Annotated in this window: 27 protein-coding genes; all 27 read left to right on the plus strand. The window is 54.7% G+C overall.

The window, feature by feature from the left end; all coding sequences use genetic code 11:
* Position 1 precedes the first annotated feature (1 nt).
* The 27 genes from secY (at position 2) to DWZ82_RS00690 (ending at position 20,312) form a co-directional block, all read left to right on the plus strand.
* Positions 2-1,303, plus strand: a complete 1,302-nt coding sequence (secY, locus tag DWZ82_RS00565) for a preprotein translocase subunit SecY (protein WP_118478046.1) — start codon at positions 2-4, stop codon at positions 1,301-1,303.
* Between the two features lie 19 nt (positions 1,304-1,322).
* Positions 1,323-1,952: an adenylate kinase gene (locus DWZ82_RS00570; protein WP_110435390.1), complete on the plus strand. Its 630-nt coding sequence runs from the start codon at positions 1,323-1,325 to the stop codon at positions 1,950-1,952.
* 1 nt (position 1,953) lies between these two features.
* Entirely contained in the window at positions 1,954-2,718 is a 765-nt protein-coding gene (map, locus tag DWZ82_RS00575) for a type I methionyl aminopeptidase (RefSeq protein WP_118478048.1), read from the plus strand.
* Positions 2,718-2,996 carry a KOW domain-containing RNA-binding protein gene (locus tag DWZ82_RS00580; protein WP_110435388.1) on the plus strand — a complete coding sequence of 93 codons (279 nt, stop codon included), beginning with the start codon at positions 2,718-2,720 and terminating at the stop codon, positions 2,994-2,996. The genes map and DWZ82_RS00580 overlap by 1 nt, the downstream gene beginning before the upstream one ends.
* Positions 2,997-3,015: 19 nt before the next feature.
* A complete protein-coding gene (gene infA / locus DWZ82_RS00585) occupies positions 3,016-3,234 on the plus strand; it encodes a translation initiation factor IF-1 (RefSeq protein ID WP_110435387.1) in 219 nt (72 codons plus the stop codon).
* Positions 3,235-3,363: 129 nt separating this feature from the next.
* Entirely contained in the window at positions 3,364-3,477 is a 114-nt protein-coding gene (rpmJ, locus tag DWZ82_RS00590; protein ID WP_031472205.1) for a 50S ribosomal protein L36, read from the plus strand.
* A gap of 317 nt (positions 3,478-3,794) precedes the next feature.
* Positions 3,795-4,163, plus strand: coding sequence for a 30S ribosomal protein S13 (rpsM, locus tag DWZ82_RS00595; protein ID WP_031472203.1), 369 nt, complete (start codon positions 3,795-3,797; stop codon positions 4,161-4,163).
* 16 nt (positions 4,164-4,179) lie between these two features.
* Positions 4,180-4,584 carry a 30S ribosomal protein S11 gene (gene rpsK, locus DWZ82_RS00600; RefSeq protein ID WP_031472201.1) on the plus strand — a complete coding sequence of 135 codons (405 nt, stop codon included), beginning with the start codon at positions 4,180-4,182 and terminating at the stop codon, positions 4,582-4,584.
* Between the two features lie 18 nt (positions 4,585-4,602).
* The gene (gene rpsD, locus DWZ82_RS00605) at positions 4,603-5,196 is read left to right on the plus strand and encodes a 30S ribosomal protein S4 (RefSeq protein ID WP_110435386.1); all 594 of its coding nucleotides are present in this window, start codon (positions 4,603-4,605) and stop codon (positions 5,194-5,196) included.
* An 84-nt stretch (positions 5,197-5,280) separates the two neighbouring features.
* Positions 5,281-6,228: a DNA-directed RNA polymerase subunit alpha gene (locus DWZ82_RS00610; protein ID WP_110435385.1), complete on the plus strand. Its 948-nt coding sequence runs from the start codon at positions 5,281-5,283 to the stop codon at positions 6,226-6,228.
* A 179-nt stretch (positions 6,229-6,407) separates the two neighbouring features.
* Entirely contained in the window at positions 6,408-6,752 is a 345-nt protein-coding gene (rplQ, locus tag DWZ82_RS00615) for a 50S ribosomal protein L17 (RefSeq protein WP_110435384.1), read from the plus strand.
* A gap of 185 nt (positions 6,753-6,937) precedes the next feature.
* On the plus strand, positions 6,938-7,315 hold the full coding sequence (locus tag DWZ82_RS00620) for a DUF2500 domain-containing protein (RefSeq protein ID WP_442861200.1): 378 nt from the start codon (positions 6,938-6,940) through the stop codon (positions 7,313-7,315).
* 101 nt (positions 7,316-7,416) lie between these two features.
* Positions 7,417-7,647 (plus strand): hypothetical protein, encoded by a 231-nt coding sequence (locus DWZ82_RS00625; RefSeq protein WP_118478050.1) that lies wholly within the window; start codon positions 7,417-7,419, stop codon positions 7,645-7,647.
* Positions 7,648-7,770: 123 nt separating this feature from the next.
* Positions 7,771-8,472 carry a copper amine oxidase N-terminal domain-containing protein gene (locus tag DWZ82_RS00630; RefSeq protein WP_118478052.1) on the plus strand — a complete coding sequence of 234 codons (702 nt, stop codon included), beginning with the start codon at positions 7,771-7,773 and terminating at the stop codon, positions 8,470-8,472.
* A gap of 30 nt (positions 8,473-8,502) precedes the next feature.
* Complete coding sequence (locus DWZ82_RS15035) at positions 8,503-8,676, plus strand: hypothetical protein (RefSeq protein ID WP_158575044.1); 174 nt, start codon at positions 8,503-8,505, stop codon at positions 8,674-8,676.
* A gap of 199 nt (positions 8,677-8,875) precedes the next feature.
* Positions 8,876-9,340, plus strand: a complete 465-nt coding sequence (rimP, locus tag DWZ82_RS00635) for a ribosome maturation factor RimP (RefSeq protein ID WP_192924391.1) — start codon at positions 8,876-8,878, stop codon at positions 9,338-9,340.
* 21 nt (positions 9,341-9,361) lie between these two features.
* On the plus strand, positions 9,362-10,426 hold the full coding sequence (gene nusA / locus DWZ82_RS00640) for a transcription termination factor NusA (protein WP_110435381.1): 1,065 nt from the start codon (positions 9,362-9,364) through the stop codon (positions 10,424-10,426).
* Positions 10,427-10,448: 22 nt separating this feature from the next.
* Entirely contained in the window at positions 10,449-10,730 is a 282-nt protein-coding gene (gene rnpM, locus DWZ82_RS00645; protein WP_117489855.1) for an RNase P modulator RnpM, read from the plus strand.
* Positions 10,720-11,532, plus strand: a complete 813-nt coding sequence (locus DWZ82_RS00650) for a ribosomal L7Ae/L30e/S12e/Gadd45 family protein (protein WP_118478054.1) — start codon at positions 10,720-10,722, stop codon at positions 11,530-11,532. Before rnpM ends, DWZ82_RS00650 begins: the two co-directional genes overlap by 11 nt.
* A 210-nt stretch (positions 11,533-11,742) precedes the next feature.
* Positions 11,743-14,052, plus strand: coding sequence for a translation initiation factor IF-2 (gene infB, locus DWZ82_RS00655; RefSeq protein WP_118478056.1), 2,310 nt, complete (start codon positions 11,743-11,745; stop codon positions 14,050-14,052).
* A 250-nt stretch (positions 14,053-14,302) separates the two neighbouring features.
* Positions 14,303-14,674, plus strand: a complete 372-nt coding sequence (gene rbfA / locus DWZ82_RS00660; RefSeq protein ID WP_110435377.1) for a 30S ribosome-binding factor RbfA — start codon at positions 14,303-14,305, stop codon at positions 14,672-14,674.
* On the plus strand, positions 14,671-15,630 hold the full coding sequence (locus DWZ82_RS00665; protein ID WP_118478058.1) for a DHH family phosphoesterase: 960 nt from the start codon (positions 14,671-14,673) through the stop codon (positions 15,628-15,630). Before rbfA ends, DWZ82_RS00665 begins: the two co-directional genes overlap by 4 nt.
* The gene (truB, locus tag DWZ82_RS00670; protein WP_118478060.1) at positions 15,617-16,534 is read left to right on the plus strand and encodes a tRNA pseudouridine(55) synthase TruB; all 918 of its coding nucleotides are present in this window, start codon (positions 15,617-15,619) and stop codon (positions 16,532-16,534) included. The genes DWZ82_RS00665 and truB overlap by 14 nt, the downstream gene beginning before the upstream one ends.
* Positions 16,535-16,685: 151 nt before the next feature.
* Complete coding sequence (gene ribF, locus DWZ82_RS00675) at positions 16,686-17,594, plus strand: riboflavin biosynthesis protein RibF (RefSeq protein WP_118478062.1); 909 nt, start codon at positions 16,686-16,688, stop codon at positions 17,592-17,594.
* A gap of 130 nt (positions 17,595-17,724) precedes the next feature.
* Positions 17,725-18,246 (plus strand): hypothetical protein, encoded by a 522-nt coding sequence (locus tag DWZ82_RS00680; protein ID WP_118478064.1) that lies wholly within the window; start codon positions 17,725-17,727, stop codon positions 18,244-18,246.
* 658 nt (positions 18,247-18,904) lie between these two features.
* On the plus strand, positions 18,905-19,471 hold the full coding sequence (locus tag DWZ82_RS00685; protein ID WP_118478066.1) for an RNA polymerase sigma factor: 567 nt from the start codon (positions 18,905-18,907) through the stop codon (positions 19,469-19,471).
* A complete protein-coding gene (locus DWZ82_RS00690) occupies positions 19,392-20,312 on the plus strand; it encodes a hypothetical protein (RefSeq protein ID WP_118478068.1) in 921 nt (306 codons plus the stop codon). Before DWZ82_RS00685 ends, DWZ82_RS00690 begins: the two co-directional genes overlap by 80 nt.
* The last annotated feature ends 118 nt before the right edge of the window (positions 20,313-20,430 follow it).

Here is a 20,430-nt window from a genome sequence, read left to right on the forward strand (position 1 = left end):
GGTGTTTCAAACCCTTAAAAACGCCTGGTCTATGCCCGAACTGCGCAAGAAGATGCTGTACACTCTGTTCATCATCCTGATCTTCCGCTTTGGTTCGTGCATTCCGGTTCCGTTTATTGATACCGCGCTCCTGTCTCAGTACTTTGAGCAGGCATCGGTGAACGGTTCGATGCTTGGTTATCTGGATATGTTCACCGGCGGTGGTCTGTCTCGTGCGACCATCTTCGCAATGTCCATCACCCCGTATATCAACGCATCCATCATCCTTCAGCTGCTGACTGTTGCCATCCCCGCTCTTGAGCGCATGGTAAAGGACGGCGGCGAGGAAGGCCGCGAGAAGATCGCAAGCTGGACCCGTTACCTCGGCGTTCTGCTTGGTCTGCTCCAGGGCCTGTCCTACTACGCACTGCTCCGCAACGGTTTCGGCGGCAAGACTATGCTGTCCAACACCGGCGCGCTTGCAGCCGTAACCATTATCGTAACTTTCACCGCAGGCACCGCGCTGATCATGTGGATGGGCGAGCATATCACCCAGAAGGGTATCGGCAACGGCATTTCGATCATCCTGTTCGCAGGTATCGTCTCCCGCGGTCCGTCGCTCATGCGTACGCTGGTTAATCTGTTCCAGACCGGCACGAGCGGCATCGTTTCCGGCATTGCAATGATTATCGTCGGTCTTGCGATCGTTGTATTCATCGTTTATATGTCGAATGCAGAGCGCCGCATCCCGGTTCAGTACGCAAAGCGCGTAGTTGGCCGCAAGATGTACGGCGGTCAGTCCACCCACCTGCCGATCAAGGTCAATGCGTCCGGCGTTATGCCGATCATCTTCGCATCGTCCATCCTGTCCCTGCCGCAGACCATTTCGATGTTCTGGCACCCGGAGAGCGGCTCGGTTGGTGCGCACATTCTTAACCTGTTCTCTCAGACCAGCGTGTTCTACATTGTACTGTACGCACTGCTGATCCTCGCATTTGCATACTTCTATGCATCCATCCAGTTCAACCCGATCGAGATCGCCAACAACCTGAAGAAGAACGGCGGCTTCATCCCGGGCTTCCGTCCCGGCAAGCCGACCAGCGACTTCATCACCAAGGCACTCGGCAAGGTCACCTTCGTTGGTGCGCTGTTCCTCGCTGTTGTAGCACTGCTCCCGCTGATCGTAGGCGCAGTAAACTCCAGCCTGAGTAACGTAGCCCTGGGCGGCACCTCGGTTATCATCGTAGTAGGCGTTGCGCTTGATACGGTGAAGCAGATGGAAGCACAGATGCTGATGCGTCATCATAAGGGATTCCTGGAATAATTCTGGAGGCTGTGTTCAAATGAATTTAATTCTGCTGGGCGCTCCGGGCGCCGGTAAGGGCACGCTTGCTTCTTACCTGATCGAGCAGATGGGTGTACCGAGCATTTCCACCGGTAACATCCTGCGCGAAGCGATTAAGAACAATACTCCGCTCGGCCAGTCCGCTAAGGAGTATATGGATGCCGGCAAGCTGGTACCCGATGAAGTGGTTATCGGCATGCTGAAGGAGCGTATCGCTAAGCGCGACTGCAAGAGCGGTTTCATCCTCGACGGTTTTCCGCGTACGATTCCGCAGGCGGAAGCACTCGACGAGATTGCTCACATCGACTGCGCTCTGTCCCTTGAGGTTGCAGACGACGTCATCGAAAAGCGCATGACCGGCCGCCGTGTCTGCCTGCGCTGCGGTGCAACCTATCACGTTGAGGCAAATCCGCCGCGCGTGAAGGACGTTTGCGACATCTGCGGCGATAAGCTGGTCATCCGCAGCGATGATCAGGCTGAGGTCGTTCGTCATCGTCTTGAAACCTACCATGAGCAGACTGAGCCGCTCAAGGGCTACTATGAAGCCCAGGGCAAGCTCAAGAGCATCGATGGTGCTCAGGGCATCACCGCTACCGAAAAGTTTGCAGTAGAGGCGCTGGGTCTGTAATATGATTCATATCAAGACGGAAAAAGAGCTTGAAAAAATGCGTGTTGCCGGCCGCCTTACCGCTATTGCGCGTAAGGCGGCGGCAGACGCCGTAAAGCCGGGTGTTACCACCTGGGAGATCGACCGCATCGTCCGCAAGACGATTGAGGATGCCGGCGCCAAGCCGTCCTTCCTCGGCTACGGCGGCTTCCCGGGCAGCGCCTGCGTATCGCTGAATGACCAGGTCATCCACGGTATTCCTTCCAAGCATGCAGTTGTCAAGGAAGGCGATATCGTTAAGGTTGACGTTGGTGCGTACATCGGCGGTTTCCACGGCGACTGCGCCTGCACGGTTCCGTGCGGTGAGGTAAGCGAAGAGGCAAAAAAGCTGATCGCTGTAACACGTCAGAGCTTCTTTGAAGGCATTAAATTTGCCCGTGAGGGCTACCGCGTATCGGATATCGGCGCAGCCGTTCAGGCTTACGTCGAGGCCAACGGCTTTTCTGTCGTGCGCGACTACGTCGGTCACGGCGTAGGCTCTGCGCTGCACGAGAGCCCGGAGGTTCCGAACTACGGCAAACCGGGCCACGGCATTCGCCTGCAGCGCGGTATGGTCATCGCGGTAGAACCGATGGTCAATGTGGGTGTTTACACGGTCAAGGTCCTGCCGGATGGCTGGACGGTTAAGACCAAGGACGGCAAGCTGTCCGCTCACTACGAAAACACCATCGCTATTACGGATGGAGAGCCGGAGATTCTTACGAATATCGACGGCGAAGTGCTGTAATGGCAGAGATTCGTACCGCCGACATTGTGCTGTCGCTGACCGGAAGGGACAGAGGACAGCTGATGCTGGTCGTCGCAGAGGAGGGGGATTTTCTTCTGCTGGCGAACGGACGTGCGCGCCGGGCCGAAAACCCGAAGCGCAAGCGCCGCAAGCATGTGAGCCTGCAGGGCCCATGCGACGAGCGCACACGGCTTAAGCTGCAAAGCGAAAGCCGGCTGACAAACAGCGAGATCCGCAAGGCGCTCGCCCTCTGGACAGGGGACGAGAACGCAAATTGACCGAGGAGGATAAACCACAATGGCAAAAGATGATGTGATTGAGCTCGAGGGTACCGTCGTAGAGGCGCTGCCCAATGCAATGTTTCAGGTAGAGCTTCCCAACGGCCATAAGATTCTGGCGCATATCTCGGGCAAGCTCCGCATGAACTTTATCCGCATTCTTCCCGGCGACAAGGTCACCGTTCAGATGTCGCCTTACGACCTGACCCGCGGTCGTATCACTTGGCGTTCCAAGTAAGATAAAAAGCGGGCGGAGGTACGCATGTGACCTGCGCGCCAGTGGTCGCCGGACAGGTTTCCGGTGTCCCATCCCACCAAAAGAGGAGCCGTTTACGGTTCCGCAAAATCTTGATGGAGGTAAAATAACATGAAGGTAAGACCGTCTGTAAAGCCGATCTGCGAGAAGTGCAAGATTATTCGCCGTAAGGGCAAGGTTATGGTTATCTGCCAGAACCCGAAGCACAAGCAGAAGCAGGGCTAAGAGCACCTGACGGTGCTTATAGGGACTTTCAAAAAGTCCTTATATACGAAAATCAGTTCCAGTAGAAACTGATTTTCGATACCGAAATGACGCGATCCAAGATCGCTGAGTCAAGGTATAAAATGAACGGGCAAATCTCGTCCATTTTATGATGACTGCAAGCAGTCATCGAATAAATGCGCACCTTGGGGTGCGGATCATGGTTTACGCGAGCACGACAAGCACGCACGGCGAGTGCGGCGCTGCAGGAGCGGAGGCGGCTCCTATACTGTGTTTGCAAACACGCCTCAGTGTGTAACTATGGAGGTTATAATAGTATGGCACGTATTGCCGGTGTTGACCTTCCCCGCGAGAAGCGCGTGGAGATCGGCCTGACCTACGTTTTCGGCATTGGCCGCAAAACGTCCAACGAGATCCTTGCTAAGACCGGTATCAATCCGGATACCCGCGTTAAGGACCTGACCGAAGAAGAGGCTGCTAAGCTGCGTGAAGTCATCGAGCGCGACTACAACGTCGAGGGTGACCTGCGCCGTGAGATCGGCCTGAATATCAAGCGTCTGGTTGAGATTGGCTGCTACCGCGGCCTGCGCCATCGCCGCGGCCTGCCGGTTCGCGGTCAGCGCACCAAGACCAATGCTCGTACCCGCAAGGGCCCGAAGAAGACCATTGCGAACAAGAAGAAGTAAGGAGGGGAACGTATAAATGGCTAAGGTACAGAAGAAGGGCGCTGCGACCCGTACTCGTCGTCGTGAGCGCAAGAACATTGAAAAGGGCGCGGCACATATCCGTTCCTCTTTCAACAACACGATCGTTACCATTACCGACCTGAACGGTAACGCTATTTCCTGGGCTTCCTCCGGCGAAATGGGCTTCCGCGGTTCGCGTAAGTCCACTCCGTTCGCTGCTCAGACTGCGGCTGAAACCGCTGCTGCTGCTGCAATGGAGCACGGTCTGAAGACTGTTGAAGTATACGTTAAGGGCCCGGGTTCCGGCCGTGAGGCTGCAATCCGTGCACTGCAGGCCGCTGGCCTCGAGGTTACCATGATCAAGGACGTAACCCCGATCCCGCACAACGGCTGCCGTCCGCCCAAGCGTCGTCGAGTTTAATAGAGGAGGAACCAATAAATGGCTAAGAATACCCAGCCCGTTCTCAAGCGCTGCAAGACGCTTGGTCTTTCCCCTGCGGTACTTGGTTACTCCAAGTCCACGAAGCGTCAGCCCAAGCAGAGCCGCCGCAAGCAGTCCGAGTACGGCATGCAGCTGAACGAAAAGCAGAAGGTAAAATTCATCTACGGCGTACTCGAGAAGCAGTTCCATGCTTACTACGAGAAGGCTGAGCGCAAGCAGGGCATCACCGGTGAGATCCTGCTGCAGGAGCTCGAGCGCCGTCTGGACAACGTAGTTTTCCGCATGGGCTTTGCTAACACCCGCCGTGAGGCTCGTCAGCTGGTTAACCATGCACACTTCACCGTAAACGGCAAGCGCGTTAACATTCCGTCTTACCAGGTTAAGCCGGGCGACGTAGTTGCAGTTTCCGAGAAGTCCCGTTCTACCACCAAGTTCAAGTCTCTGCTGGAAGAGAACGGCAAGAAGGCTTGCCCGAAGTGGATCGAGAAGGCTAACGATTCCTTCGAGGGCAAGATCGTTGCGATGCCTGCACGTGACGACATCGACTATGATGTTGCCGAGCACCTCATCGTCGAGCTGTACTCGAAATAATAGACCCTCGCTTTTGGAACAGGCGCGGCGTCTGCTTCGCCTGTTCTATCTTAAGTTTCCAACCAACGTGAAGGAGGGTACCACATGATCGAAATCGAAAAACCGCGTATTGACTGTGAACAGCTCGCGGAGGACGGTTCCTACGGCAAGTTTGTTGTAGAGCCTCTTGAGCGCGGCTACGGCACCACGCTGGGCAACTCTCTGCGCCGCATCCTGCTGTCGTCTCTGCCTGGCACGGCAGCGTCCAGCATCAAGATCGCTGGTGTGCAGCATGAGTTTTCTACGATTCCGGGCGTTAAGGAAGACGTTACCGAAATCGTGCTGAATGTTAAGGGCATTATTGCCAAGCTGCATTGTGATGGTCCCAAGACGGTCTACATCGAGGCCGCCGGCGAGGGCGAGGTCAAGGCTGGCGATATTCATGCAGACGGCGAGGTTGAGATCCTCAACCCGGATCTGCACATCGCTACCCTGATGAGCGACGCGCGTCTGTCCATGGAGATTACGATGACTTCCGGCCGCGGCTATGTTCCGGCTGAGAAGAACAAGCAGCATCAGACCTCCATCGGCGTCATTCCGGTGGATTCGATCTACACGCCGGTTTACAAGGTAAACTACACGGTTGAAAACACCCGTGTACGCGACCTGACCGACTATGACAAGCTGACGCTCGAGGTATGGACCGATGCAACCATCAACGCACGCGACGCGGTTTCGCTCGGTGCGAAGGTTCTGCGCGACCACCTCGATCTGTTCGTAGACCTGTCCGAGGAAATCGGCTCCAAGTCCACCGTTGTTGAAAAGGCTGAAGCGCAGCACGATAAGGTGCTTGAAATGACCATTGAGGAGCTTGACTTCTCCGTGCGTTCGTTCAACTGCCTCAAGCGCGCAGGCATCAACACGGTTGAGGACCTCATCAACACCTCCGAGGAGGACATGATGAAGGTTCGTAACCTGGGCCGCAAGTCCCTGGAAGAGGTTATCGGCAAGCTGGAGGCAATGGGTCTCCACCTCGCCAAGTCCGAAGAATAATCTGCGTCTTTCCGCCCGCAGCTTCGTCAGAAGCACGATTGCGTACCTTTGTACGCGGCACGCGCTTCTTCCTTGCTGTGAACGAAAATACTTGATTATTTCAAAGAGGAATTACTTGAACTGTTGCGGCGGTACGATTACCGCGCCGCCGCTTTACTTTAATTTGGAGGTAAACTCACATGGCTAACAATCGCAAGCTCGGCCGTGCTACGGATCACCGTATGGCTATGCTGCGTGCGCTGGTAACCTACCTGCTGGAGAACGGCAAGGTTGAGACCACGCTCGCTCGTGCCAAGGAAGTAGGCCCGCTGACTGAGAAGATGATCACCCTGGGCAAGAAGAACACCCTGGCATCCCGCCGTCAGGCTATGGCTTTCGTAACCAAGGAAGCTGTTGTTGCGAAGCTGTTCTCTGAGATCGCTCCGGAGTACGCTAACCGCAACGGTGGCTACACCCGCATCATCAAGACCGGCCCGCGTCGTGGCGACGCAGCTGAAATGGCGATCATCGAGCTGGTTAAGTAAGTTAAATTTTAACTTCTGACGACTCGATCTGTTCCAAAACAGAAAAATGATCCTAAAAAGGTTATCCAGTAGCGTGCTTATTGGATAACCTTTTTCTTTTTGCCTTTTTGGAATACCTATGATACTATGTAGGTAGAACGTAAATTGTCCGATCGAAAATTGGAACGCCGAAGGAGGGCCGGAAGATGTTTGTAATGTTTGATATATTGAGCTTCATCGTCCCCATCATGTTTATTGTCGTATTTGGCATCATCATTTTTTCTATCATACAGGGGATAAGCACATGGCATAAGAACAACAATTCGCCCAGATTGACCGTACCGGCGGTGATCGTTGCAAAGCGGACAGATGTATCACATCACCAGCATGCCAATGCAGGCGACATGAGCGGAGCGCACGGCTTCCACACAACGTCGAGCACGACCTATTATGTCACGTTTCAGGTGGAAAGCGGGGACCGGATGGAGTTCCATGTTTCCGGCTCGGAATATGGTATGCTTGCAGAGGGTGATACCGGCAGACTGACCTTCCAAGGGACGCGGTATCTGTCGTTTGAGCGATAGTTTTTATTCGAGAGGGGCCTGCGTATGCCGGAAAATATTCAAATAATCTGTTTGGTGCGGCTGTCTGCGGTCTGCTGCGCGGTGTCGAGCGGCGAGAAAAAATGCAGGTGACCGAGCTTGCGGTCGGTCTGACAGACGGCAAAGACGAACTTGTGCGTCTGTACGACTGGCTGGCACAGAGGAAAATCACCGTGCGCGAGATCAATCTCAAGCGGAAGGAAGGCAATTCGGTAAAAATCGTGCTGTTTATCGCCATGCCGCGGCATTTTGATAAAGTGGATTTCCTGCGGCTGCAGGAGGACATTCCGGGTGTGCAGTCGGTTGAGATATAAACGGAATAGCAAAGCCGTTCGGCAGAAATGCCGGACGGCTTTTGTGCTGATTAGATAATATAGCATTGAAATATAAGGAATTGTTTGGTATACTGTAACAAATAAATAAAGGGAGGTCACAATATGAAAAAGAGAATCCCCGCAATCATCCTGATGTTTGCCCTGTTTCTGACCACATCCTATGCGGCGAACACCTATCGTAAGACGATTGCCGTCACGTCCGGCGTCAATGTGGAATTTAACAACGAAGCGATCGACATGACAGACGCCAACGGCAAAGCGGTCGAGGCGTTTATCTACAACGGCACGACCTATGTGCCGATTCGTGCGGTGTCCAATGCGTTCGGCGCGGATATCGGTTACGACCGTAATACGCAGACGATTTCGATTTATGATGATTTCTCTGAAGTATGTGCAGTTGCACATGAAATGAGTAGTATTCTTTCTGATTATTATAGTATTGTACTAATGGAACTGACAGGTGTGGCGAATGAAAACGCTGCAAATAGTATGAAAGATGCTGTTGCAGAATTGGATACACGTATTGATAACATGTATGATACATTCATATATCTTAATTCGGAAGATGGCAGTAATACGAATTTTAACCTTTTGAGTGAGCCGATTAACAAATATCATACTGCTATTATGTCTTGCCTTACAGCTACACAGTCATACGAGACATTTGTTGGTAATCAGAATAGTTATAATGCTAACAAGTTCATTGATAATTTTCATGTTGTAGTTGATGACTATGCGGCAGCACAAACAGCGATTTCTGATGTGTTTGAAGAATATTCGCTGTGGAGAGATTTAGGTTTCTAAAGCGATTATTGATGAAAGGAGATAGAGATCATGTACCTAAAAGCAACCGCACTCACTATATTAGGCTGGTTCATCGGCCTGCTGATGGATGCAAACATCGATTTCGGTGACCCAATGGGTTTCCTCAGTCTGCGCATCCTGTTTCCCATCTTGGCCATGGGACTGTGCATCCTGCATGAGCTGAGACACGGCAGCAGCCGCTAATCCGCAAAATTTGCGGCTCACACGCCTAAATTTGTGCATTTTCACGGTAAAAACGGATATTTTTATTGCAAAAACGCTTGCAATGTACGGCAATGCGTGATATACTATCAGTGTAAGATGATAAGTAACCGTAAGGAGTGGCCAAGTGCCACTCCTTACGCTTTGCTCGGAGAAAATTTTTCAGTAAGGAGGGACGGCTTTGCAGGCAAAGCAGATCGTAGCCCGCGTAGAGGAACTGGTAAAGCCTTTGTGTGAACAGGCTGGTGTTTCCCTGTGGGATGTGGAGTTTGAAAAAGAGGGCGGACAGTACATGCTGACCGTCACCGTGGATCGTCCGGAAGGCGTTAATATCGACCAGTGCGAGCAGGTTTCGCGCGCACTCGATCCCATGCTGGATGAAAAGGAATTTGACGATATGCCGTCCTACACGCTGTGCGTTTCCTCGGCCGGTATGTCGCGCCGCCTTAAGCGTCCGGAGCATTTCCAGGCGTTTATGGGTCAGACCGTCGAAGTAGGCTTTTACAAGCCGATGAACGGCATGAAGCAGATCGAGGGCACACTCGCCGGCTATGACAACGGTGCCGTAACGCTGGAAGTGAACGGCGAGCAGACCGTATACGAACCCAAAGACATTGCCGCAGTTCGACTGGCGGTAGAGATATAAGAAGGAGCTGAATAGGAAAAAATGGTTAACGCAGAATTTTTTGACGCGCTGGAACAGCTGGAAAAGGAAAAAGGCATTCCGGTAGACTATATGCTCGACCGTGTAGGTCAGGCGCTGATCACCGCCTACAAGCGCGATAACGACGGCATGACCGACAATGTTTACGTTGAGCCGGACCGCGACAAGAAGACCATTCACATGTTTGTCCGCAAGACGGTTGTCAAGGCGGAGGACCTGTACGAGCCGTACGAGGAGATCACTCTCGAGGAGGCTGCTGAGTACAAGAATAACCCGATGGTAGGCGATATCATTGATATCGACATCCCGACCAAGTCCTTCGGCCGCATTGCTGCCCAGACTGCAAAGCAGGTTATCATCCAGGGCATCCGCGAGGCAGAGCGCGGCATGGTTATCTCCGAGTTCGAGAGCAAGGAGCACGAGATCCTGAACGGCGTGGTTGCCCGCATCGATCCGCGCTCCGGCACTGCTTATCTGGATGTTGTTTCCGGCGGCGAGAAGAGCGAGGCTGTTCTGGCCGCTTCCGAGCAGGTGCGCGGTGAGGTTCTGACCGAGGGTCAGCGCCTGAAGGTTTACCTCATCGAGGTTCGCCGCGGCACCCGCGGCCCGCAGGTCGTTGTTTCCCGCACCCATCCGGGTCTGGTTAAGCGTCTGTTTGAGCTGGAGGTGCCGGAGATCCACTCCGGTATCGTCGAGGTCAAGTCCATCGCGCGTGAGGCAGGCAATCGCACCAAGATCGCTGTTGTTTCTCACGATGAGAACGTCGATCCGATCGGTGCATGCGTTGGTACCCGCGGTGCGCGTGTTGCCAACATCACCGGCGAGCTGAACGGCGAGAAGATCGATATCATCAAGTGGAACGAGGATATGGCGCAGTTCGTTTCTGCGGCACTCGCTCCGGCTGATGTTATCAATGCCACCATGCAGGCGGACAACAAGTCCTGCCGCGTCATCGTTCCGGATGATCAGCTGTCCCTCGCCATCGGCAAGGAAGGCCAGAACGCGCGTCTGGCTGCCAAGCTGACCGGCTGCAAGATCGATATCGCTCCTGAGTCTCAGGGCGAATAAGCAAGCGGAGGTGCGGCAGAATATGGTACAGAAGAAGATTCCCATGCGGCAGTGCCTCGGCTGCCGTGAAATGTTCCCGAAACGGGAGCTGATCCGCGTGGTGCGTTCGCCGGAAGGTGAGCTTTCGCTGGATTTCAAGGGCAAGGCACCCGGCCGCGGCGCATACCTGTGCGGCAAGCCGGAATGTCTGAAAAAGGCCCGCAAGAGCCGTGCGATCGAGCGTGCGCTCAGTGTAGAGGTGCCCGAGTCGGTTTACGATCAGCTTGAGCAGCAGATGGAACAGGAGGGTGCAAATGGCAACTGATCCGGTTCTGAGAATGCTCGGTCTGGCACGCCGTGCCGGCAAGCTGGCCTACGGTGACGAGCTGGTGCGTGAAGCGTGCTTCGACCACAAGACCCGCTGTGTGTTCATCGCGGGCGACGCAGGCGCAAATGCAGCGAAAAAGGCCGCATTTTACGCCGATAAGGCCAATGTTCCGTGCGTGACGCTGCCGCACGGCAAGCTGGAACTCGGCAGCGCGATCGGCAAGGCAGGCTGCGCGATGTGCGCGGTAGCGGACATCGGTATGGCGGCGGCAGCTGTAAACAAGCTGGCGGAGCAGGATCCTGCATACACCGAAGTGGCGCAGCAGCTTAGCGAAAAAAACGCAAAGATCCAGTCCCGCAGGGGCGTCAAAAAGCATAAGGATAAGGCGGAAAAGACCGAGGAAGCGCCGGTCAAGACCGAAAAATCGGCAGAGGAGAAGCCCAAGCGCACCTACCGTAAGCCGGCCGGCGATCGCCCGTTCCGTAAGGACGGCGAATACCGTCCGTATCGTAAGAACGACGGTGAGAAGCGCCCGTTCCGCAAGGACGGCGACCGTCCGTATCGCAAGAATGACGGCGAGGAGCGCCCGTTCCGCAAGGACGGCGAATATCGTCCGTATCGTAAGAACGATGGCGAGAAGCGCCCGTTCCGCAAGGACGGCGAATACCGTCCGTATTGTAAGAACGATGGTGAGAAGCGTCCGTTCCGCAAGGACGGCGAACGCCGCCCGTACCGTAAAAGCGGTGCCGGCAAGCCGAGCTTCAACAGCGGCAAGCGCAGCTTCCGCAATAAAACGTAATTTCCCGCGCCGCAGCGCGCATTCCAATAGCAAAGCATAGCTTTGCATCAAATGTGCGAGCTTTGCCCGTGCATTTGATACCAGAGCGGAGAAAAGTTTCGACACAGGAGGAACTTTTTGCAGCTTTGGACGTATCCGAACATTGTTCGGTACGTCCTCTCTCGTTCAAAACCGTGGTTTTGAACGAAGTGTGTAAGGAGGTTATTGCCCATGGCATTAGACAATAAATATCGGGTACACGAGGTTGCAAAGGACTTCGGCGTATCCACCAAGGAGATCACCGAAATCCTGACGAAGTATCGCTCTGCACCGAAGAATCACATGCAGGTGCTTGACGATACCGACCTGTCGGTCATTTTCGAGTATCTCACCCAGCATAATCAAGTAAGAGACATGGAAGGTACGCTGAACGCACAGGGCGCATCCCGCAAGAAGCCGGAGCAGTCCAAGGCGGAAACCAAACAGCAGACCGAGTCCAAGAGAGAGGAGCCTATCGTGCAGCAGCAGCCGACACAGAGCAAGGTAAAGCAGGTTCACCGCATTGATACCCGCGGCACCGGCGACGTAAACCTTGCAAAATATGATGATCATGTAGATAAGCTGGTTGACGCAAAGGCCGAGCGAATGGAGTCCAAGGGCAGCAAGAAGCAGAAGCTGACCAAGAAGTCCGACCAGCGCTCCAAGCCGTTCGGCAACAAGCGCCGTCAGGAGGAGCAGGAGAAGATGCGCCGCCTGCAGCGTCAGCAGCAGATGGCAGCACTTAAGAAGATTCCGGTTAAGGTAATGATTCCGGAGGAGATTTCCGTCGGTGAACTGGCTTCCCGTATGAAGCGCACCGCAGCGGATGTTATCAAGGGCCTCATCAAGCTGGGCGTTATGGCGTCCATCTCCGAGGTGATCGACTACGATACCGCAGCCATCGTTGCAGAGGAAATGGGCTGCAAGGTGGAGAAGGAAGTACACGTTACCATCGAGGAGCAGCTGTTCGACGAGCACGAGGACAAGGAAGAGGAGCTGCAGCCGCGCGATCCGGTCGTTGTTGTTATGGGTCACGTTGACCACGGCAAGACCTCTCTGCTCGACGCGATCCGCAAGACCAAGGTCATCGAGGGCGAGGCCGGCGGCATTACCCAGCATATCGGCGCATACCGCGTTGAGGTTGACGGCAAGCCGATCACCTTCCTCGATACCCCGGGTCACGCTGCGTTTACCTCCATGCGTGCACGCGGTGCTCAGGTAACCGATATCGCTATTCTGGTCGTAGCAGCCGATGACGGCGTTATGCCGCAGACCATCGAGGCGATCAACCACGCCAAGGCAGCAAACGTGCCGATCATCGTTGCCGTAAACAAGATCGACAAGCAGGGTGCAAACCCGGATCGTGTTCTGCAGCAGCTCACCGAGTACGAACTGGTACCGGAGGAGTGGGGCGGTCAGACCATCGTCTGCAACATCTCCGCAAAGTTCGGTCAGGGCATTGACAACCTGCTCGAAATGGTACTGCTGACCGCTGAAATGGCTGATCTCAAGGCAAACCCGAACCGCAAGGCGCACGGTACCGTCATCGAGGCAAAGCTGGATAAGGGCCGCGGTCCGGTTGCAACCCTTCTGGTACAGAACGGCACCCTGCATGCAGGCGATACTGTTATCGCGGGTACCTCTGTCGGCCGCGTTCGCGCAATGACCAACGACGACGGCAAGAAGATTGAGTCCGCAGGCCCGTCTGTTCCGGTCGAGATTATCGGTCTGGCTGAGGTTCCGGGTGCAGGCGACATCTTTGATGCCGTAGACGACGAGAAGATGGCTCGTGAGCTGGTTGAGCAGCGCAAGGACAAGGAGAAGGAAGAGCGCAACAAGCTGTTCCACAAGGTAACGCTCGATAACCTGTTCGATTCCATCCAGCAGGGCGAGATGAAGGAGCTGAATATCATCGTCAAGGCAGACGTTCAGGGCTCTGTCGAGGCGGTTCGTTCCTCTCTCGAGAAGCTGACCAACGAAGAGGTTCGCGTGCGCGTTATCCACGGTGCCGTTGGTGCCATCAACGAGTCCGACGTTATGCTGGCTGCTGCTTCCGGCGCGATCATTGTTGGCTTTAACGTTCGTCCGGACCGCACCGCTACCGACTCCGCTGCACAGCAGGGCGTTGATATGCGTATGTACCGCGTTATTTATGATGCCATCGAGGAGATGGAGCAGGCCATGAAGGGCATGCTCGAGCCGAAGTTCAAGGAAGTTGTTCTCGGCCACGCAGAGGTTCGTCAGGTGTTCAAGATCACCGGCGCAGGCGCGGTTGCAGGCTGCTATGTACAGGACGGCAAGATTCAGCGTAACGCTGAGGTTCGCGTAGTCCGTGACGGCATCGTATTCCACGAGGGCCACCTGAATACCCTCAAGCGCTTCAAGGACGATGTGAAGGAAGTTGCAACCTCTTATGAGTGCGGCATGAGCATCGAGAACTACAATGATATCAAGGAAGGCGATATCATTGAGTGCTTTGTTATGGAAGAAGTGAAGCGGTAAAGCGCTTCTTCTAAGGGGGACGCTGTCCCCCTTAGATACCGCCAAAGTTCCCGAGGAAACTTTGGCGGATATCCCCCTCGCCTTTGCATGGCAAAGGCGGTTCTGGACACGCGTCCAGAAGCAGTGGTATAAAAGTCCGGCGGAGCTGGACTTTTATGGGGGATTGAATCACGCACTGCGGTGCGTGTGAAAATGCGTATCGCATTTTCTGTACAAGCAGATTTTAATCAATCCTCAAAGGAGGAAAGTTATGTCTACTCGAATTGATCGTATTTCCGAAGAAGTGATGAAGGCTCTGGCAGAGGCGATGCGCTCTGTCAAGGACCCGCGTGTACAGGAGGCTATGGTTTCCGTGGTACACTGCGATGTTACCAACGATCTGCGCTATGCGAAGTGCTATATTTCCGTACTCGGCAGCGAGCAGCAGACCAAGGACGTGATGAAGGGCCTGAAGTCTGCGGCAGGCTGGCTGCGCCGCGAGGTTGGCCACAAGGTACAGCTGCGCTACGCGCCGGAGCTGGTATTTGAGCTGGATCAGTCCATCACCCACGGTGCACACATCTCCGAGGTGCTGCACGAGCTGAAAAATGAAGGCAAGCTGGGCGAGGAGGACGCAGAATGATCGTTGACGTTGCTGGCGCTGCTGCTGCGCTGCAGGCAGCGGACGACATTCTCATCCTGACTCACCGCAGACCGGACGGCGACACGGCAGGCTGTGCCGGTGCGCTCTGCCGCGGTCTGCAGCAGATTGGCAAGCGCGCATATATTCTGGAAAATCCGGAGATCACCAGGCGTTATGCGCCGCTGATCGTGCCGTATTATCCGCCGGAGGATTTCGTTCCGGCGTATGTGGTTTCGACCGATATCGCTGAGGAGAAGCTGTTTCCGGACACGGCCGAGCCGTACAAGGGCAAGGTCGATTTGGTCATTGACCATCACGGCTCAAACGACGGCTTCGGCAAAAAAAACCTCATCCGGCCGGATGCAGGCGGCTGTGCCGAGGTGCTGTACGATGTGCTGACGGCGCTCGGTGTTAAGTTCACGGCCGACATTGCAGAGAGCATTTATATCGGTGTTTCGACCGATACGGGCTGCTTTAAGTTCTCGAATACGACCGCGCATTCGCATGCGGTAGCGGCGGCCTGCCTGACTGCCGGTATCGACGGCGGTGAGATCAACCGCGTGCTGTTTGAGACCAAATCGCGTCCGCGGTTTGAGATGGAGCGCATTGTATTTGATACGATGGAGTTCCATGAGAACGGCGCGATCGCGGTTGCCGTGCTCTGGCGCAGGGATATCGACCATGCAGGCGCGGATATGGACGATCTGGACTCGATTGCATCGCTCACGCGCCAGATTGAGGGCGTACAGATCGGCATCACGCTGACCGAGAAGCCGGACGGTACGGTTCGCGTTTCCGTCCGCACCACCAAGGAGATGGACGCGGCTGCTATCTGCAAGAAGGTCGGCGGCGGCGGTCATGTCCGTGCGGCAGGTGCAAGCTTCACCTGCGGCATGGCGGAAGCCAAGGCTGCTATGCTGAAGGCGGCAGAGGAGCAGTTTCATGCAGCAAAGTGACCTGAACGGCATCCTGCTGATGAACAAGCCGCAGGGCTTTACCTCACATGACGTGGTAGCCAAGCTGCGAGGCATTCTGCATACGCGCAGGATCGGTCACGGCGGCACACTGGACCCAATGGCGACCGGTGTTCTGCCGGTATTTGTCGGCGGTGCGACCAAGGCGGCAGATTTTGCCGCAGCGCAGGATAAGGAATACGTTGCCGGGTTTACGCTCGGCTACTGCACAGATACACAGGATGTCACCGGCGAAATGCTCCAGACCAGCGAACGCTACGCCGCGGAATACGCAGTAAAGCAGATGGTACGGCGCTTTGTCGGCCCACAGCAGCAGGTACCGCCCATGTATTCGGCGGTCAAGGTGAACGGCCAGAAGCTGTACGATCTGGCCCGCAAGGGCAGGGAAGTCGAGCGTCCGGCACGCGATATCATTGTGCACGAAATGGACCTGCTCGACTTCGACGAGAATGCCCAGAAGGGCACGCTGCGGTGTAAGGTCAGCAAGGGCACCTATGTCCGCACACTGGTCAATGACCTTGGCGAAAAGCTGGGCACGCTGGCCGTGCTGCACAGTCTGGAGCGCACCCGTTCGGGCGCATATGAGCTGGCGCAGTGCCATACCTTTGCCGAGTGTGAGCAGGCAATGGCAGAGGGCACCATGCAGCAGCTTCTGCTGCCGACCGACAGCCTGTTTACCGATAGACTCGCTGTTTCGCTCACCGACGAGGGCGCGGAGCGCATTGCGAGAGGTGCAGTTGTGTTTCCGCGCCAGACCGACAGTCTGCCGGAGACCGCAGATACCATCTGCCGTGTGTACCATCAGGACAGGTTCCTTATGCTCGGTCAGGTGAGAGAGCTGGATAAGGGCGGTTTAGGTCTGTTTGTATACAAAAACTTCCGATAAGTTTTTGCATACAAGCAGAAATGGAGAATTGAAAATGGAAAATGGATAATGAAGGTATCGCGCCTTGCGCGATGATTTAATAAGCGCGAAGCGCCACATTCATTCTCAATTCTCAATTTTCAATTATCAATTTTTTCAGGGGGATTCCCTTATGATAGAAGTTACAAAGCCGCGTGCCATCGCGCTCGGCTACTTTGACGGTGTGCATCTGGGCCATCGGGCGCTCATGCAGCGTGCGGTCGAGCGTGCCAAGCAAATCGGCGGCACGAGTGCGGTTTTTACGTTTGATGTGCATCCGGATTCGGTCGTTATGGGCCGTCAGGTGCCGCTGCTGACCGCAAATGCATATCGCACCGAGGAGATCAAAAAGCTCGGCGGTGTGGACGAGGTTATTTTCGGCCACTTTGACCATGAAATGCAGCACATGGACTGGCGCGACTTTATCCACAAGCTGCTCATCGGCCGCTTTAACGCGGGCTGGATCATCTCGGGGCGCAATAACCGTTTCGGCTATAAGGGGCAGGGCAACGCAGAAGGCATGGCTATTGAGTGTGAAAAGGCCGGCATCGGCTATGACTGCATTGAGGATGTCAAGATTGGCGGCATTGTGGTGTCCTCCACCTATATTCGTCAGCTGATTTCGCAGGGCGATATGGAAGGTGCGGCTAAGTTTCTCGGTCATCCGTATACGGTTTCCGGTATTGTGGAGCACGGACGGCGTGTCGGCACAAGCGTGCTGCAGGTGCCGACGGTCAATCTGCGTCTGCCGACCGAAATGGCGCTGCCGCCGTACGGTGTGTACGCAACCCGCGTTCTGGTGGACGGACAGAGCTATATCGCAGCGACCAATATCGGTGTAAAGCCGACATTTTTAGACGGCGGTGCACCGACCATCGAGCCGCATCTGCTTGACTTTGCGGGCGATCTGTACGGCAAGATGATCCATGTGGAGCTGCATAAGTTCCTGCGTCCGGAAATGCAGTTTGAATCGGTGGAGGCGCTCAAGACCGCCATCGAGGAAAATGTGCAGCAGACCAGAGAATTTTTCAAAGAGAAATAAGAAAAGGCGGTATCGCTGCATAGCGGTACCGCCTTTCTGTATCTCAGGGAACAATTTGGTTGACAATCAAGGGATCGTTCGGTATCATCAAGGTACAAGAATAAGGATAGAGAATCGGGAGGAAGACAATATGAAGAAATCGGTCAAATGTGCAGTGACAGCGGCGCTGCTCCTTCTGCTTTGTGCGGTTGGGATCTATGGCATATTCTTTGCACCACGGAAGATCGGCTGTGCAGTCGATGATTCGTTTTCGTGGAAGGCGTACAGCTATACGCCGGTGACGAGCAAAACGATTTATAACTATGCGTTCCCGTCCGAAGAAATTACACTTTCTGCGGAAAATCGGGAGACGATCGTGCAGCTGCTTGCAGACAGTAAGGGCAAGCGGCGCTTTCCGGGCAGATGGACACCGTACGGCACGAATACCAGGATTCCGTGCGTCGTTGCAGTGCAAATAGACAGCGCGGAAGCAGATTATATGCTCTTTCTGTGCAGGAATGATTCGGAAGAATTGCTGCTGCTGAAAACAGAACTACATGGCAAGGACAGATGGTATACGCTGGAGAGTCCGGCGCTTGCGGCGGCTCTGAATACCCTGTATCCGTATGATACCACAGGCAGCGCTGTAACGCATACTGTCGGAACAAACTAAAAAAGCTGCGGTTAAACCGCAGCTTTGAGGCTGTCGAAAAACTCCGTTTTTCGAGCAGCCTCTCGATTGAAACCACGCTTTCAATCGAATCTTGACGAAAAGCCGCGCCCTACGGGCACAATTTTTCGTCCCTTGTATAATTCCCGAGGTACACGCCCCCGGGAATTATGAATTTGCTGTGCAAATTCTATTTTATGCATGCTGCCGCACGAAAAGTAAAAACGATAGATTGACTTTATCGACAGACTGAAAGCTGCGGTTAAACCGCAGCTTTTTTGCCGCAAGGCGGAAAAAAGCCGCCTGATGAATCAGACGGCGATTTTCCCTCAAAGAGCAGGTAAAGAGTAAAGAAAGAAAAAAGAAAAAAAGAGAGCAAATGAAATATAAAAACCAATGTGGTTGTTGGTTATTGTCGATTTGTTGTGTTCCTTAGAACAATTATTATTATAGTCGTTTTAGATAAAAATGCAATAGATTTTTTGTTTAATGTTCCAGAGAAAACGCGAAAGTTTTTGTGCATATATCACAAGAATAACCTCTGTAAATTGTAGGCAAACACAAAGCAAAGGGAAAATAGGCCGAAATCTCAAAAAATCCGGCGGCAGCGGGAACGATTTGCCGCTGCAAAACGTGTTGGTGGTGAAAGGAGGAGAGAGCAATGCAGACAACACTCAGGTCAGACGCATTTCTGCAGCAGGCGATGGTCACCTGCGGCGACGCGGTCTATCGCTTAGCTTTGTGCAGACTGAACAGCCGCGCGGACGCAGAGGACGTCTATCAGGAAGTCTTTCTCCGGCTGCTGCGGGACGACACCGATTTCCGCGACACCGAACACCTGAAAGCATGGCTGCTGCGCGTAACGCTCAGCCGGTGCGCCGATCTTCGCCGGTCGGCGTGGTTTAAGCGCACCGCACCGATGGAAGCTGCCGCGGATGCTGCCGCTCCGGAACCGGAAAGCAGCAGCGAGCTGTGGCAGGCGGTACACGCACTGCCGGACGATCAGCGAATCGCGGTGTGGCTGCACTATGTGGAGGGCTACCGCACAGAGGAGATCGCGGAAATGGTCGGCTGCCGTCCGGCAACGGTACGCACGCGGCTGCATCGCGCAAGAAAGCAATTAAAGCTGGATTTGGAGGGATCTTACGATGAAGAACAACTGGAACGAACTGAAGGACATCAAGGCTCCGCAGGAGCTCAAGGAGCGCACGCTGGCAGCAGCTCGTGAAGCGCGTAAGCTGACGAACGAACCGCTGCATGCGGTGCCGCGCCATCCGTGGGGAATGGCAAAGCGCCTTCTGGCGGCAGCCTGCGCGTTCGGTATTGTGCTGGGCGGTACGGCGGTTTATCGCACGCATAATGGCACCGCGCAGACCGGCAGTGCAGTCGTAGCGGATGCCATCAGTCACACATTCGGCTTTGCAGCCTATGCTGCCGATACCGGCGAGCTGCGTCAGCCGAAGGACAGCAAAATCGTGTTCGATACCGGCAGCGGCGCAGACGATCCGGAAAAGGGTTTCTACTCCGGCTGTCTGTTCAAAGTCACCGGTGAGGATATCAAGACCGTATCCGCAACCATTGACAAGGGCGCAGTCTACCGCACGAAAACCGTCAAGGATACATCGGCCGACCGCGACGAGTGGGTGCGCTCGATGCATCAGGGCACAAACCCCGAACTCGACGGCGCAGACCGGATCATGGTCTGGGGCAGTGACGAGATGCATATGTACGCCGACCTGTGCTGGAAGCTGGACAACGGCTTCACCGACGCGTACGACCCGGACGCCAGCTACGGTCTGTGGCTGTCGAGCATGCCGGAAACCACGGACGATGATCTGCAGGATTCGTGGCACGCGGCCGTGGACGGCTTTGAGGGCGCAAAGCTGACCGTTACCATCACCTTTACTGACGGCTCGGAGCAGACCCGCTCGATGACGCTGCACACCGGCAAGCTGGGCGTGGAATACAAGGACGATACGTCCGGTCCGAGCCTTACCGGCGAAGTGCTGACCGATGAGCAGGCCGCAGCGGAAGGCTATATCTATGGCGTCTATGCGGATATTGAGTAATTGAAGATATGTGCCGTTCATCCAAAATCATCAGAAAATTAGCATAGTGCATGAAAATTTCCTCTGAATCTTGTGTTCAGAGGAAACTTTTTTGCGAAAAAATGGGAATATACCTTGA

The organism is Butyricicoccus sp. AF35-5AC (assembly GCF_003477715.1).
GTDB classification, from domain to species: domain Bacteria; phylum Bacillota; class Clostridia; order Oscillospirales; family Butyricicoccaceae; genus Agathobaculum; species Agathobaculum butyriciproducens.